Source organism: Corynebacterium sp. ACRPO, assembly GCF_022347205.1.
Taxonomy (GTDB): Bacteria; Actinomycetota; Actinomycetes; order Mycobacteriales; family Mycobacteriaceae; genus Corynebacterium.
Map to the genome: position 1 here is coordinate 255,109 of NZ_JAKRNE010000001.1, position 14,296 is coordinate 269,404.

13 protein-coding genes are annotated in these 14,296 nt (G+C 60.8%); 12 read left to right on the forward strand and 1 reads right to left on the reverse strand.

The window, feature by feature from the left end:
* The first annotated feature begins 65 nt into the window (after window positions 1-65).
* The 12 genes from MHY22_RS01230 (at window position 66) to MHY22_RS01285 (ending at window position 13,274) form a co-directional block, all read left to right on the forward strand.
* Window positions 66-1,280, forward strand: a complete 1,215-nt coding sequence (locus MHY22_RS01230) for a phosphotransferase (RefSeq protein WP_239277644.1) — start codon at window positions 66-68, stop codon at window positions 1,278-1,280.
* A gap of 43 nt (window positions 1,281-1,323) precedes the next feature.
* Window positions 1,324-2,715, forward strand: a complete 1,392-nt coding sequence (locus MHY22_RS01235) for a replication-associated recombination protein A (protein ID WP_005324949.1) — start codon at window positions 1,324-1,326, stop codon at window positions 2,713-2,715.
* 101 nt (window positions 2,716-2,816) lie between these two features.
* On the forward strand, window positions 2,817-5,501 hold the full coding sequence (alaS, locus tag MHY22_RS01240) for an alanine--tRNA ligase (protein ID WP_239277645.1): 2,685 nt from the start codon (window positions 2,817-2,819) through the stop codon (window positions 5,499-5,501).
* 10 nt (window positions 5,502-5,511) lie between these two features.
* Window positions 5,512-6,063 carry a Holliday junction resolvase RuvX gene (gene ruvX, locus MHY22_RS01245; protein WP_239277646.1) on the forward strand — a complete coding sequence of 184 codons (552 nt, stop codon included), beginning with the start codon at window positions 5,512-5,514 and terminating at the stop codon, window positions 6,061-6,063.
* A gap of 38 nt (window positions 6,064-6,101) precedes the next feature.
* The gene (gene mltG, locus MHY22_RS01250; protein WP_239277765.1) at window positions 6,102-7,295 is read left to right on the forward strand and encodes an endolytic transglycosylase MltG; all 1,194 of its coding nucleotides are present in this window, start codon (window positions 6,102-6,104) and stop codon (window positions 7,293-7,295) included.
* A gap of 31 nt (window positions 7,296-7,326) precedes the next feature.
* Window positions 7,327-8,154, forward strand: coding sequence for a shikimate dehydrogenase (locus MHY22_RS01255; protein WP_239277647.1), 828 nt, complete (start codon window positions 7,327-7,329; stop codon window positions 8,152-8,154).
* Window positions 8,155-8,266: 112 nt separating this feature from the next.
* A complete protein-coding gene (locus MHY22_RS01260) occupies window positions 8,267-8,659 on the forward strand; it encodes an A24 family peptidase (protein ID WP_239277648.1) in 393 nt (130 codons plus the stop codon).
* Window positions 8,660-8,727: 68 nt separating this feature from the next.
* The gene (gene aroC / locus MHY22_RS01265; protein ID WP_239277649.1) at window positions 8,728-9,939 is read left to right on the forward strand and encodes a chorismate synthase; all 1,212 of its coding nucleotides are present in this window, start codon (window positions 8,728-8,730) and stop codon (window positions 9,937-9,939) included.
* Between the two features lie 3 nt (window positions 9,940-9,942).
* Window positions 9,943-10,479, forward strand: a complete 537-nt coding sequence (locus tag MHY22_RS01270) for a shikimate kinase (protein WP_239277650.1) — start codon at window positions 9,943-9,945, stop codon at window positions 10,477-10,479.
* Between the two features lie 65 nt (window positions 10,480-10,544).
* Window positions 10,545-11,615 (forward strand): 3-dehydroquinate synthase, encoded by a 1,071-nt coding sequence (gene aroB / locus MHY22_RS01275; protein ID WP_239277651.1) that lies wholly within the window; start codon window positions 10,545-10,547, stop codon window positions 11,613-11,615.
* A 2-nt stretch (window positions 11,616-11,617) separates the two neighbouring features.
* Window positions 11,618-12,046 (forward strand): type II 3-dehydroquinate dehydratase, encoded by a 429-nt coding sequence (gene aroQ / locus MHY22_RS01280; protein WP_239277653.1) that lies wholly within the window; start codon window positions 11,618-11,620, stop codon window positions 12,044-12,046.
* Between the two features lie 121 nt (window positions 12,047-12,167).
* Window positions 12,168-13,274, forward strand: coding sequence for a Xaa-Pro peptidase family protein (locus MHY22_RS01285; protein WP_239277655.1), 1,107 nt, complete (start codon window positions 12,168-12,170; stop codon window positions 13,272-13,274).
* Here the strand turns inward: MHY22_RS01285 and MHY22_RS01290 are convergent.
* On the reverse strand, window positions 13,271-14,167 hold the full coding sequence (locus MHY22_RS01290; protein ID WP_239277657.1) for a GDSL-type esterase/lipase family protein: 897 nt from the start codon (window positions 14,165-14,167) through the stop codon (window positions 13,271-13,273). The genes MHY22_RS01285 and MHY22_RS01290 overlap by 4 nt on opposite strands.
* Window positions 14,168-14,296: the final 129 nt, after the last annotated feature.

The window sequence follows — 14,296 nt, forward strand, 5'->3', positions numbered from 1 at the left end:
GGCAATTTCGCAGCGGGCGAACTTGTGACCCCGCTTTGGTGTGAGGGGGCATACTGGATAGAACTATGGTTGATAACAAAGCTGTGCTGTCACCCGAGGACGTCATCAAAGCCGCCTCGGAGATGTTGTCGCGCCGTTTTGGTGGTACCCCGGAAATGTCGAGCGTAGAGCGCTTGGATGGTTCCGGGAATGCAATGGTCCTGCGCGCCAAGATTGCCCCTGGAGCCTTCCTGCCGCACCGCTCGGTAGTCATAAAGTACAACCCGGTCACCGGCTATGGCGTCGATGATGCCGCGATGCTGCGCGAGGTGGTGGCTTATCAATTCACCACCGCGTTATCTGAGGACGTGCGCCCCGGGCCTGTGCTTCTGGCCCACGATCTGGAGCAGCGCATTATTGTGTTGACGGACTTGGGTGAGGGCGAAACGCTTGCCGATGTCCTCGTACAGTCCACCGATGATGACCGCGTACGGGTGTTGCGCTCGCTGGGCAGTGCGTTGGGGCACATGCACGCTGGAACCGCGGGCCATGAGCAAGATTATGAAACCTTGCTCACTAGGATGCTGCGCAAGAACCCGGACTTGGCCCCGCACCAGTCCGTGCGCGATGAGGCGCTGGAGCGCTCCATTAGCATCGGCCTTGATTTGCTGGATAAGGCAGGGCTTGAAGCACCGGCAAGCTTCCGGGAACTTGCGGGTCAAGCCGCACGCTCCCTAGCATCCGGCAAAGACCGGGCCTTTACTCCCTTTGACCTTTCGCCGGATAACATTATTGTGTCCCAGCGCCTGCACTTCTTGGACTATGAATGGGCAGGATTCCGCAATGTTGGCTTCGACGTAGCCTGCGTTATCGCCGGATTCCCACAGTTCCTCTTCTCCAAGCCGATTACGGACGAAGAGGCAGACATCTTCATCTCTGCCTGGTCCCGTGCCGTATCTGAGGTGTGGCCGCTATTTTCCAATGCGGAAGAAATCCACGGCCTTATCGTGGCGTCGCTTATTGGCTGGGCGCTATCGAGCGTGACCACGATGCACGCCGGCGGCATCGAAGGGCTGGTTGCCCTAGCTAGGGGAGAAGCCGAGGTCGTCCACGATCCGCAGCGCTCCATTTTGCGTCCGGCCGATCACGGACCGTTCACTGAAGATGAATTGCTCGTGCGCCGCGACCTCTATGAAACCTTTGAGGCGCTATCTCGATATGCCGCGCGCTGCGATGGCCCCGCCTGCGCGCCCATTGCGGAATTTGGCAGCGCCATTGCGCGCCGCTTGGACGACGAATAGACAATCGCGATGTGCCCGCACGCTTATAGGAGGTAGCTTTCCAGTGTCTCAAGACTCTTTATTCGGCGGGCCCACTCCGGACCGCAGCGCGTCGCCGCTGCCCGGGAAGAACCTTTTCGCCACCCACGCCGGGTCGCCACTGGCGGCGCGGATGCGTCCCCAAAACCTAGATGAAGTGGTCGGACAAGACCACCTTCTGGCTCCCGGCAAGCCATTACGCCGCCTCGTGGAAGGCTCAGGGGAGGCCTCTGTCATCTTGTACGGGCCGCCGGGCACCGGCAAGACCACCATTGCCTCGCTCATCGCTAGCCAAATGGGGCAGAACTTCGTGGGCCTCTCCGCCCTCGATTCGGGCGTCAAGCAGGTCCGCGAGGTCATCACCCACGCTCGGCAAGAGCTCATTCATGGTCGGCGCACGGTGCTGTTCATCGATGAGGTGCACCGATTTTCCAAGACTCAGCAGGACGCGCTCCTTGCGGCCGTGGAGAATCGCACGGTATTGCTCGTCGCGGCAACCACGGAAAACCCTTCCTTCTCCGTCGTCGCGCCGCTTCTGTCTCGCTCGCTGCTGTTGCAGCTGCATTCGCTAAGCGACGATGACTTAAGGGGCGTCGCCAAGCGCGCGCTCGAAAGCGACCGTGGCTTGGGCGAGCGCAAGATTCGGATTACCGATGAAGCCTTGGATCAGTTGGTACTCCTCGCCGGTGGCGATGCGCGGCGCACGCTGACCTATCTCGAGGCCGCGGCCGAGGCGGTTGACGATGGCGGGGAAATTACCCCACAAACGGTCACGGACAACGTCAATAAGGCAGTGGTGCGCTACGACCGCGACGGCGACCAACACTATGACGTGGTTTCCGCGTTTATTAAGTCCATTCGCGGCTCCGATGTTGACGCTGCGCTGCATTATCTCGCCCGCATGGTAGAAGCGGGGGAGGACCCGCGCTTTATTGCCCGGCGGCTCATTGTGCACGCCTCCGAGGACATTGGCATGGCCGATCCCACCGCGCTCCAAGTGGCCGTGGCGGCGGCCGAGGCCGCTCAGCTCATTGGCATGCCAGAAGCCCGAATCCCGCTCGCGCAAGCCACCATTCACCTGGCCACCGCGCCCAAGTCTCCCTCGGTCATTTCTGCCATCACGCAGGCGCAAGCCGATGTAGCCGCCGGCAAGGTGGGCCACGTGCCACCGCACCTGCGTGATGGGCACTATGAGGGCGCCAAGCGGATGGGAAATGCCGTGGGCTATGTCTACCCCCACGATGATCCCCGCGGCGTAGTAGAGCAGCAGTACCTGCCCGATGAGCTGGAGGGTTCGGTTTACTATGAACCCACCGATCACGGGGCTGAGAAGCGTGTTTATGACTATATAGGCCGCTTGCGCAGCATTATTCGTGGCAAACGCGGCCCCGGCAAAAACGCGCGCCGGCCTCGCTGATCCCCACCGATGGGAAATCGCTGTGCAGCGAAGGGTAGAGTTGGGCGGGTTAGAAACTTCTTGATAGAAGATGAAAGCTCAGACAGTTAGGATTGTTGCTCGTGAAGACTCATGAGATCCGGGAACGGTTTACCCAGCACTTCGTCAATTCTGGTCACGAGGCAGTACCAAGCGCCTCGCTGATCCTGGATGACCCTAACCTGCTTTTCGTTAATGCCGGCATGGTTCCGTTTAAGCCCTACTTCTTGGGCCAGCAGAACCCGCCCTTTGCCAAGGGCCTTGCCACTTCCATCCAAAAGTGCGTGCGTACCTTGGACATTGATGAGGTGGGTATTACCACCCGCCACAACACCTTCTTCCAGATGGCCGGCAACTTCTCCTTTGGCCAGTACTTCAAGGAAGGCGCCATCACCAATGCGTGGGCCTTGCTTACCGGCTCCGTTGATGAGGGCGGCTTTGGCCTAGACCCAGAGCGCTTGTGGGTCACCGTTTACCTGGATGATGATGAGGCCGCCGAAATTTGGCGCGACAAGATCGGCGTGCCTGAAGAGCGCATTCAGCGCCTCGGCATGGAGGACAACTACTGGTCCATGGGTATCCCTGGGCCCTGTGGCCCGTGCTCCGAGATCTATTATGACCGTGGTCCTGAGTACGGCAAGGACGGCGGCCCGATCGCCGATGACAACCGCTACATGGAGATCTGGAACCTGGTCTTCATGCAAAATGAGCGCGGCGAGGGCATTGGCAAGGGCAACTTTGAGATCGTCGGCGAGCTGCCCAAGAAGAATATCGATACCGGCCTGGGCATCGAGCGCGTGGCCTGCATTTTGCAGGACGTAGACAACGTCTATGAAACGGACCTGCTGCGCCCAGTCATTGACGTGGCGGAGGAGCTTACTGGCGCCACCTATGGCGACAACGCTTCCCACGAGGACAATATCCGCTTCCGTGTGGTAGCTGACCACTCCCGTACGGGCATGATGCTCATCCTGGACGGCGTGACCCCAGGCAATGAGGGCCGCGGATACATCCTGCGCCGCCTGCTGCGCCGCATTATCCGTTCCGCCAAGCTGCTGGGCGCTAAGGGCGCGACTATGGAGCGCTTCATGAATACGGTCATGGATACTATGACCCCGTCCTACCCGGAGATTGCGGACAACCGCGAGCGCATCCTGCGCGTTGCCGTGAATGAGGAAAAGGCCTTCCTGAAGACCCTCGAGTCCGGCACCCGCCTCTTCGATGATGCCGTCCAGGAGCTCAAGTCCACCTCCCGCGCGAAGACCGCAAAGGTCCTGCCGGGCGAGAAGGCCTTTGAGCTGCACGATACCTACGGTTTCCCCATCGACTTGACCTTGGAAATGGCCCAGGAGGCCGGCCTTGAGGTCGACATGGATGGCTTTAACGATGCCATGGGCGAGCAGCGCCGCCGCGCCAAGGCCGATAATCAGGCCAAGAAGCACGGCCACACTGACCTTTCCCTCTACCGTGACTGGGTAGACAATAACCCCACCGTCTTCACCGGCTTTGAGGAGCTTACTTCCGACGCCCGCGTGATCGGCCTCGTCCGCGGCGGCGAAAAGGTCGACCAGGTGCGCGAGGGCGAGCAGGTTGAGGTCATCTTGGACCACACCCCGCTGTACGCCGAAGCTGGCGGCCAAATGGCAGACCGCGGCCGCATTATGGCCGGCGAATCCCTCCTTGAGGTTAATGACGTCCAGAAGATTGGTAAGAAGCTGTGGGTCCACAAGGCCACGGTTACCGCCGGCGGCCTTGACTTGGGTATGTCCGTTGAAGCAGCCGTCGACGAGCAGTGGCGCCACGGTGCCACCCAGGCGCACTCCGCAACCCACCTCATTCACGCCGCACTGCGCCAGGTGCTTGGCCCCACCGCCGTCCAGGCCGGCTCCATGAACCGCCCGGGCTACCTACGCTTTGACTTCAACTACACCGAGCAGCTCAGCCAGGCGCAGTTGGAAGAGATTGCATTGATTACTAACCAGGCAATCGACTCCAACTTTGCCGTCAACACCATTGAGACCTCCCTGGAGGAGGCCAAGGCCATGGGCGCTATGGCACTATTCGGTGAGAACTACGGCAAGGAAGTCCGCGTGGTAGAGATCGGTGGCCCGTTCTCCATCGAGCTGTGCGGCGGTACCCACGTTGGTTCCTCCGCTGAAATCGGACCGGTGTCCGTGCTCGGTGAGTCCTCCGTTGGCTCTGGTGCTCGCCGCATCGAGGCCTACTCCGGTTTGGATGCCTTCCGTTACTACTCCAAGGAGACCGCCTTGGTGGAAGGCGTTTCTCGCGAGCTGAAGGTACAGACCGAGGACCTGCCGGAGCGCATTGCTCAGCTGTCTGAGAAGCTCAAGGCAGCGGAGAAGGAAATTGAAACCCTGCGCAAGCAGCAGCTGGCTGCGCGTGCCTCCGAGTTCGTCAGCGCGGCTAAGGACATCAATGGGTTCAAGGTCATTGCGCTGACCTTGCCGGAAGGCACCACCGGCGGGGACCTGCGCACCGTTGCTACGGACCTGCGCAACCGCCTGCGCGAGGAAGAAGCCGTCATCGTCTTGGGCGCCGAGGACAAAGGCAAGTTCCCGTTCATCGCGGCGGCCACGGACAAGGCCGTTGGGCGCGGCGTGAAGTCCGGGGACATCGTCAAGCAGTTTGGCCAGTACGTTGACGGACGCGGCGGCGGTAAGCCGGATATGGCTCAGGGCTCTGGTTCTACTGCGGCCGGTGCTGAGCGCGGCTTCGAGGCCGTCAAGGATATGCTCGAGTCCCTGTAGGAGTTCGACCGTGGCAAAAGTGGAACCAGATACCCCCGGAGTTGATGATCCGGGGCAGGGCCGTCGGCTCGCACTCGATGTCGGCACGGTGCGCATTGGCGTGGCAGTGTCCAATAGGGAAGCCACGCTTGCCACCCCAGTGGAGACCGTGCACCGGGAAACCGGGTTCAAGGACCGCGATAAGGGCGATATTGACCGCATCCTAGAACTGATTGATTGTTATGGCGCAGTAGAGGTCATCGTAGGGCTGCCGCGGGACCTGCAGGGAAATGGCTCAAAAAGCGTAAAACATGCTAAGGAAATTGCGTTTCGGATCCGCCGTCGGTTGAATCGAGATGCAAATATAGATAAAGTTCCACCACCAGTACGTTTGGCTGATGAGCGTCTGACCACCGTGGCAGCAACTACCGCGCTGCGCGCGTCTGGCGTGTCCGAGAAGAAGGGCCGTAAAGTCATCGACCAAGCAGCAGCGGTGGAGATATTGCAGACTTGGTTGGATGGGCGTGCGAGCGCGCTACGAACCCAAGATGCAATAGACCAGCCTTCAGACTCAGGAGACTAAAACACGTGAGCCGTAACCAAGAACGCCTCGGCCGATCGATGGAGCCGAAATACGTCAAGCGCCGCCAGCGCGGCATTGCCGTTGTCATTGCGTCCATCATCGTCATCCTTGGCGCCCTTATCTACATCGGATTCCGCCTCGGCAATACCTCCGCCGATTATGAAGGAACCGGCAACGGTACCACCCAGCTGGTGGAGGTGCCGGAAGGCTCGTCCATGTCCGAGCTCGGACCTGCTTTGGTAGAAAAGAACGTGGTGAAGACGCAGGACGCTTTCGATTCTGCTGCGTCGATGAACCACAGCGCGAGCCAAATCCAGCCGGGCTTTTATCGCCTACAGGAAGAGATGAGCGCGGACGCCGCAGTCGAGGCACTGTTGGATGAGAATAACCGCGTGGACATGCTCGAGGTGCAAGGCGGCGCCACCTTGGAGGACGTCAAGGTTGTGGGCGGAGACGTCCGCTACGGCATTTACTCCCTGATTTCTGAGGTCAGCTGCAACGATGGCAACTGCCTGAAGAAGGAGGACCTGGAAAAGGTTGCCGCGGAAACCGACCCAGCCGAGCTGGGCGCACCGGAGTGGGCCTTGGACGCTATCAACAAGCGCGGCAATGACCCCAAGCGCATTGAGGGCCTTATCGCCCCAGGCCAGTACGTCTTGGACCCCAATATGGAGGCCAAGGATATCCTCAAGGACCTCATCACCCGCTCCACCAAGCGCTACAACGAGACCAATATTCAGGAACGCGCGCAGGCTATCGGCTTGAGCCCTTATGAGCTGCTCACCTCCGCATCCCTGGTGGAGCGCGAGGCACCGGCAGGCGAGTTCGACAAGGTTGCCCGCGTTATCCTTAACCGCTTGGACGAGCCAATGCGCCTGGAGTTTGACTCCACCGTGAACTACGGCTTGGAAGACGTTGAGCTGGCCACCACCGATGAGGCCCGTGGGGAGAAGACCCCGTGGAATACCTACGCGAAGGAAGGCCTACCGGATACCCCGATTGCTTCTCCTTCGGACGATGCAATCAAGGCCATGGAAGAGCCGGCTGAGGGCAACTGGAAGTTCTTCGTCACCGTGGACCAGGAAGGCACTACCGTCTTCTCCGATAGCTACGATGAGCACTTGGGCCGCGTTGATGACGCCATCCGCTCCGGCGTGCTTGACTCCAAACGCGAAGGCGAGGGCGCTGGTTCCGGCAACGGCGACGCCGCTGCCGAGCAGCCCGCCCAGTAGAGTCGCGACGACCACAAAGAGGTAGAACGTCATGCCACGTGCGGCTGTCCTTGGTAGCCCCATCGAGCACTCCTTGTCTCCGGTGCTTCACAATGCTGGCTACGAGGCCGCCGGGCTGGCCGGTTGGGACTACACCCGCTTTGAGTCATCGGCGGAGGGGCTGCCGGAATTGGTGGCGGCAAGCGACTCAGAGTTTGTTGGTTTCTCCGTGACCATGCCCGGCAAGTTTGCTGCCCTCAGCTTTGCGGACATTGTAAGTGACCGGGCCCAACTGATTGGCTCGGCAAACACCTTGGTGCGCAGGGCTGATGGTTGGTTTGCGGACAATACCGATACCGAGGGCGTACGCGGTGCGCTCGCCGAGCTCCTGGGGGATAGTCCGGCAGGTCATGCGCTGCTCATTGGTGCTGGGGGCACCGCCCGTCCGGCGTTGTGGGCGCTTTCCGAGCGCGGGGTGAAAAAGGTTACGGTCCTCAATCGTTCCGACCGGAGCGCCGAACTGTTGCCGCTCGCCCAGAACTTAGGGCTGGAGCTTTCCTTTATCAGTTTCGACGGGGACTTATCCGTGCTGTCTCGGGAAGCCGATGTCATTGTGTCCACGGTTCCGTCAGCGGCGGTGAAAGACTATGTCTTTGACCTCGCCCACGCACCGGTGCTGGACGTCATCTATGATCCCTGGCCTACACCGCTGACCACGTGTGCGGCGGCCAATGGGTACAAGACTGTGGGCGGGCATGTCATGCTCGCCTACCAAGCATTTAGTCAGTTCGAGCAATTTACTGGGGTGGCCGCCCCGCGGGAAGACATGCTGAAGGCATTGAACCAGGAGCTGCAGAAGCGGTCGCAGACGACTAAGTAGGAGGGGCGTCGGCAAGCGGGGCCGACAACCCTCGTGCCGTAGGAACTGCAGACTTCGCCATGTAGACATTGACGCCCAGCGCTTCCTCACAGCGTGCCTTAGAGTGATCCCCGTGCTAATAGTCGGGGGAATTATTTATGGTTTGTGGGCAGCAGCCTTGTCTTGGTGGGATATTCGGCAGCGCCGATTGCCAGACTGGTTAACCCTTCCAGCTGCGGTGCTCTCGCTCGTCGTTGCCAATTGGAGTGGGCTGTGGTGGCCGGGGATGTACCTCGTGCTAGGGCTGGCCCATGCAGGCGTGGGTGGAGGCGACATAAAACTCGCCTGGCCCCTGGGAATGCTGGTGGGGCATGTGGCCGGGTTTATGGGCGTGGTAGCGGCAAGCGGCAGCGCGTCCCTTCTGACGCTTTTGTGGTCCGCGTGCAGTGGGCAGAAGGAGAGCCCGCACGGCCCTGCGATGTTGCTAGCGGCAACGGTCGTTCTCGCATGTGCGCACCCTCTTTGAGGGGGTGGAAGAATATATTGCGGGGCCAAGTTGGTACTGGATTGGCCAGGCCGTGCGATAATACCCGCATGCTTCGTTGGACTACTGCAGGTGAATCCCACGGCCAAGCTCTTATTTCGATGTTGGAGCATATGCCCGCTGGGGTCCCCATTACCCGCGCCGATATTTCCCATCAGCTTTCCCGGCGCCGCCTAGGCTATGGCCGCGGTGCCCGTATGAAGTTTGAGGCCGATGAGGTGACCGTGCTGGGCGGAGTCCGCCACGGGCTCACCTTGGGTAGTCCCATCGCCATCATGATTGCCAATACGGAGTGGCCCAAGTGGACCACCATCATGTCGGCCGATCCGCTGGATATGGACGATGAAGAATCCGTCAAGGCGATGAACTCCGGCCGCGGTGCCGCCTTGACGAGGCCGCGCCCCGGGCACGCGGACTTTGCCGGAATGGTGAAGTACCGCCACAGTGAAGCACGCCCCATCCTCGAGCGCTCTTCTGCGCGTGAAACGGCGGCCCGTGTGGCCGCAGCTACCGTAGCGCGCAATTTCCTGCGCGAGACCTTGGGCGTTGAGGTTCTCTCCCACGTGATTTCCATTGGCGCTTCCGAGCCTTATGAGGGGCCTGCGCCAGCGTTCGCGGACATCGAGGCTATCGATGCCTCGCCGGTCCGCGCCTGCGATAAGGCGGCTGAAGCCTCCATGATCGCGGAAATTGAGGCCGCAAAGAAGCAGGGCGATACCTTGGGCGGCATCGTTGAGGTTGTGGTCGATGGCCTGCCCATCGGCCTGGGCTCGCATATTTCCGGCGATGACCGCTTGGACGCCCAATTGGCCAGCGCGTTGATGGGCATTCAGGCTATCAAGGGCGTGGAAATTGGCGATGGTTTTGCCGAGGCCCGTCGTCGCGGTTCCGCTGCCCACGATGAGATGGTGCGAACCGAAGAAGGCGTATCCCGCCTTAGCAACCGCGCAGGCGGACTCGAAGGCGGCATGACCAACGGGCAGCAGTTGCGCGTACGGGCGGCGATGAAGCCGATTTCTACCGTTCCGCGTGCCTTGCGCACCATCGATATGGAGTCCGGCGCTGAAGCTACTGCCATTCACCAACGCTCAGATGTGTGTGCGGTTCCGGCGGCGGGCGTCGTTGCAGAAGCAATGGTTGCCCTCGTTCTTGCGCGGGCCGTGCTAGAAAAATTCGGTGGCGATAGCCTCGAAGAAACCTCCGCGGCCGTCGCCGCGTATGATAAGTACGTTTCGGACCGCCTTGCTTTTGACCAGGAGTAAGTTATGACCACCCCAACCGCCGTTACGGGCCTGCCCCGGCCACGCGTTGTTTTGGTTGGCCCGCCAGGTGCGGGTAAATCCACTATTGGCCGCCGCCTTTCCCACGCCTTGAGCTGCGAACTGGTGGATTCGGATCACCTTATTGAACAGGCTAAGGACAAGCCGTGTGGGGAAGTCTTTAGCGAGCTTGGTGAATCAGACTTTCGCGCGCTCGAAGCCGAGCACGTTGCTGCGGCACTGCGCACTGGTGGGGTCGTCAGCCTCGGCGGCGGGGCAGTGCTGACGGACTCCACCCGCGGGCTGCTGGAGCGCCATAACGTCATCTTTTTGGATATCTCCCCGGAAGAAGGTGCACGGCGGACGTCCGGGGATAGCAATCGGCCGGTGCTTGCGGCCGCCGATCCCCTCGAGCACTACCGCAACCTCGTGGAGGCGCGTCGCCCGTATTACCAGGAGGTGGCCGATTATCGGGTGCGCACCGATGCCCGGACCCCACAGCAGGTGGTGGGCGATATCCTCGGCTTTCTCGATACCCTGTAGATTCCCCGCCGCGCTAGCACTAGTCTCTCGCCCCACTGGCTCGGCGTCGAACGGAAAGGACCACCATGCCCAGTATTGCCGTTAATGGACCACAGCCCTATGAAGTTCGCATTGGCGCTGATCTCAACCGGGACATCGCGCAGCGCTGTGCGCAGATTGGTGCAGGCCAGGCTGGCATTATCTACCAGCCGCCGCTGCGTGCCGCAGCCGAGCGCTTAGCAGAACTCGTTGCCGCTGAGGGCGTGGAGCCTACGCTTATCGACGTCCCCGATGCCGAGGCCGCCAAGCAGCTCAGCGTCATCGGTGGCGTATGGGATCAGCTGGGGGAAAAGGGCTTTAACCGCCGTGACGTCATCATTGGCCTCGGTGGTGGCGCCACCACCGATCTGGCTGGGTTCGCTGCGGCCGGGTGGATGCGCGGCATCAAGGTTATTCAGGTGCCCACCACGCTATTGGCCATGGTTGACGCGGCCGTCGGCGGTAAAACCGGCATCAATACCGCAGCCGGCAAGAACCTCGTTGGCGCCTTTCATGAGCCAGATTCTGTGTTTGTGGATCTCGAGCGCCTGGATACCCTGCCCGCGGCAGAGATCATTGCTGGCTCGGCAGAAATCATCAAAACCGGATTCATCCATGACCCGGTGATCCTTGAACGCTATGACAGTGACCCCGGCGCATGCGTGGACCCGCAGGGCTTCCTTCCAGAACTTATTGCGCGCTCCATCGCGGTCAAGGCCGCGGTGGTGGGCGAGGACCTCAAAGAATCGGGCCTGCGGGAAACGCTCAACTACGGCCACACCTTTGGCCATGCGGTGGAGCGCCATGAACAGTATCAGTGGCGCCATGGCAACGCGGTGGCCGTGGGCATGATGTTCATCGCCCACCTGGCGCATGAGCGCGGCCTCATTGACGCAGAGCTGGTGGAAAAGCACCGCCGGATTCTTGACAGCATTGGGCTGCCGACCACGTATAGGCCGGGCCAGTTCAGGGACCTGTATGAGGCAATGACCCACGATAAGAAGAACCGCGACGGAATGATTCGCTTTGTAGCCTTGACTGGGGTGGGCGAGACCACCCGTCTCGAGGGGCCCAGCACGGAAGAGCTAGAGGCGGCCTACGCCGCGATTTCGGAGTAGAAATGAAGATTATTGTCCTCAACGGCCCGAACTTGAACCGCTTAGGAAAGCGGCAACCGGATGTCTACGGTTCCACCACCTTGGCGGATGTAGAACAGATGATCTCCTCGCGCGCCGCCACGCACGGTGCAGAGGTAGAGTGCTTCCAGTCCAACCATGAGGGTGAGCTCATTGAGAAGGTGCATGCTGCCGCGGATGCGGGCCTCCCAGTGATTATCAACCCCGGCGGTTTTACCCATACCTCAGTGGCCCTGCGGGATGCCCTGGCAGAGGTAGCCGATGGCGCCGGATTCGTAGAGGTGCATATTTCTAATGTGCATGCGCGCGAGCCCTTCCGCCATCATTCCTATCTCAGCCCTATCGCCCGCGGCGTCATCGCCGGGTTGGGGGTCTTTGGCTACGTGGCGGCAGTGGACTACCTCTGCCAATAGGCCCCCACGAACGGGCTGGGCGTCAGCCGGCAAAGAAAGAAATCCGCCCAACTGCGGGGGCAGGGTCGATATACTGGGTGGATACTTTCTACACCGCAGTCGACCCTAAAAGGATGAAATCATGGCTTTGGCAGATACCCGTTTTAGTGACCGGCGCCGCAAGCTTGCCGCGGAACTAGCCGGCCAGCGCATCGATGCCGTTCTGGTCACCCACCTCACGCACGTGCGCTACCTTTCGGGGTTCTCCGGCTCGAATGGCGGGCTATTGCTGCGTAAGGACCTTACCGCGCAGGTTGCTACCGACGGCCGGTACACCACGCAGATCGCCCGCGAAGTTCCCGATCTGGAGGCTATCCAAGGCCGCGCGGTAGGAAAGGTGCTGCTGCAGCAATTTGCCGATGTCGAGGGGCCGGTTCGAGTCGGTTTTGAAGCCGACTACCTCTCGGTCTCCGAGCTGAAGGAGCTGGAAGAGTCCGCCCCGGAGTCGGTTACCTTGGTTCCCATCGCCGGGGTCATTGAACAAATTCGCTTGGTCAAAGATTCGCTCGAGTTAGAAAAGCTGGAAGAGATTGCCGCGCTGGCTAATCAGGCACTGGAGGAGTTGCTCGCCGCTGGTGAGTTGCGTGCCGGCCGCACCGAGCGCCAGGTGGCTGCCGATTTGGAATATCGGATGCGCATGCTCGGCTCGGAGCGAGTGAGCTTCGATACCATCGTGGCTTCTGGTCCGAACTCGGCGATGCCGCACCATGGCGCTGATGACCGGGTCATCGAGGATGGCGACCTTGTGACCATCGATTTCGGTGCGCACCTGCGCGGGTTTAATTCCGACTGCACCCGCACCTACGTCGTGGGCACGGCGAATGACTTTGCCAAGGAAATCTATGATGTGGTGCTCCGCGCCCAAAAGGCAGGCGTGGCAGCGTCGGTGCCGGGCGCTAAGCTTGCCGACGTCGACGCCGCCTGCCGCGATGTCATCTCCGCCGCCGGCTATGGCGACTACTTTGTACATTCGACGGGCCACGGCGTGGGCCTAGACGTCCACGAAGCCCCGTTCGCGGCACGGACCGGTAAGGGTGAGCTCGCCGCCGGCATGACCCTGACCATTGAGCCGGGCATCTATGTTCCGGGCAAGGGCGGCGTGCGCATCGAAGATACCCTCATCATCACCGATGGCGCACCGAAGATCATTACCGCCGCGACGAAGGAATTTACTGAACTGCCCGCCTAGTGGGCCAGCACCTTGGAGTTGAGCAGCTGGGCGACATTACGGTTGCCCAGGTGCGTGAGGTGATTGAAGAGGTTGTGCGGTACGGAGTACTCCCACTTGCCGGAAATCCAGCGGGTGCTGTCCGGCGCGCACATGCCGTGATCAATGGAGTCGGCGCGCAGATCGTAGTACTGCACGCCGTTTGCGCGGGCTGCCTTGTACATGGCGCTATTGACCTGGTCCTCGCCGGTGCGAACCAGGCCCGCGTAGTCCATGTTGAACCCGGCTTCAGAGGATCCCGGTGCGGAGGTGCGCAGCGGGCATACCGCGCCATTGCGGGCGGAGATGGCGGGATAGCCTACAACGGTGATGCGGGCATTCGGGGCGGCGTGGCGAATCCGCTGGATCGATTGCTTCATGCCGTCGTAGTAGGGATTGGAAGAAGAAAGAGATGGGCGCAGGATTTCCTGGAGATCATTGGCGCCAAACTGAATCAAAACGTTCTTCGTTTCGCCATTGAGATCATTATTAGCAATGGCTCCGTTGATCTGCTCATCGAAGTCCTTACGGTGCGATTGGCCGGCGGCCTTTGCCGCAGAGCAGGCGTAGTTGGCTACGTGCTGACCAGAAACCCGCCCCAATTCGCGGCCAACATTACTCTGACCCTGCGGGCAACCCTGTGGGGACGGCACGCCCGGGGCGTCTTCGATGCCGTGGGTGGCAGACGATAGCGTAGTGCCCGCCGAACGGGACAGGCTCGAGGTCGTGCCAACTTGGCCATAGGTTGGGTTGGCAAAGACAGAATCGCCGAACATCACGGTCTGGGCGTCTGCTGCCATGGCCTGCGGGGCGGAGAGTGCTGCTACGGCTGCGCCAGTAGCGGTAGCCGCGGCGTAGAGCTGCTTGAGAGGCATCGCAAAAATCCTTGGTAGATATGTGAAAAATCAATAAAGCAAAGCCTTATCGTACAGCGAGTTATTGCTAGATAAAAACCTTTGATTGCTCGTGTGTCTGACCGCTTAGGGCAGGCGACAGGCCCCGAA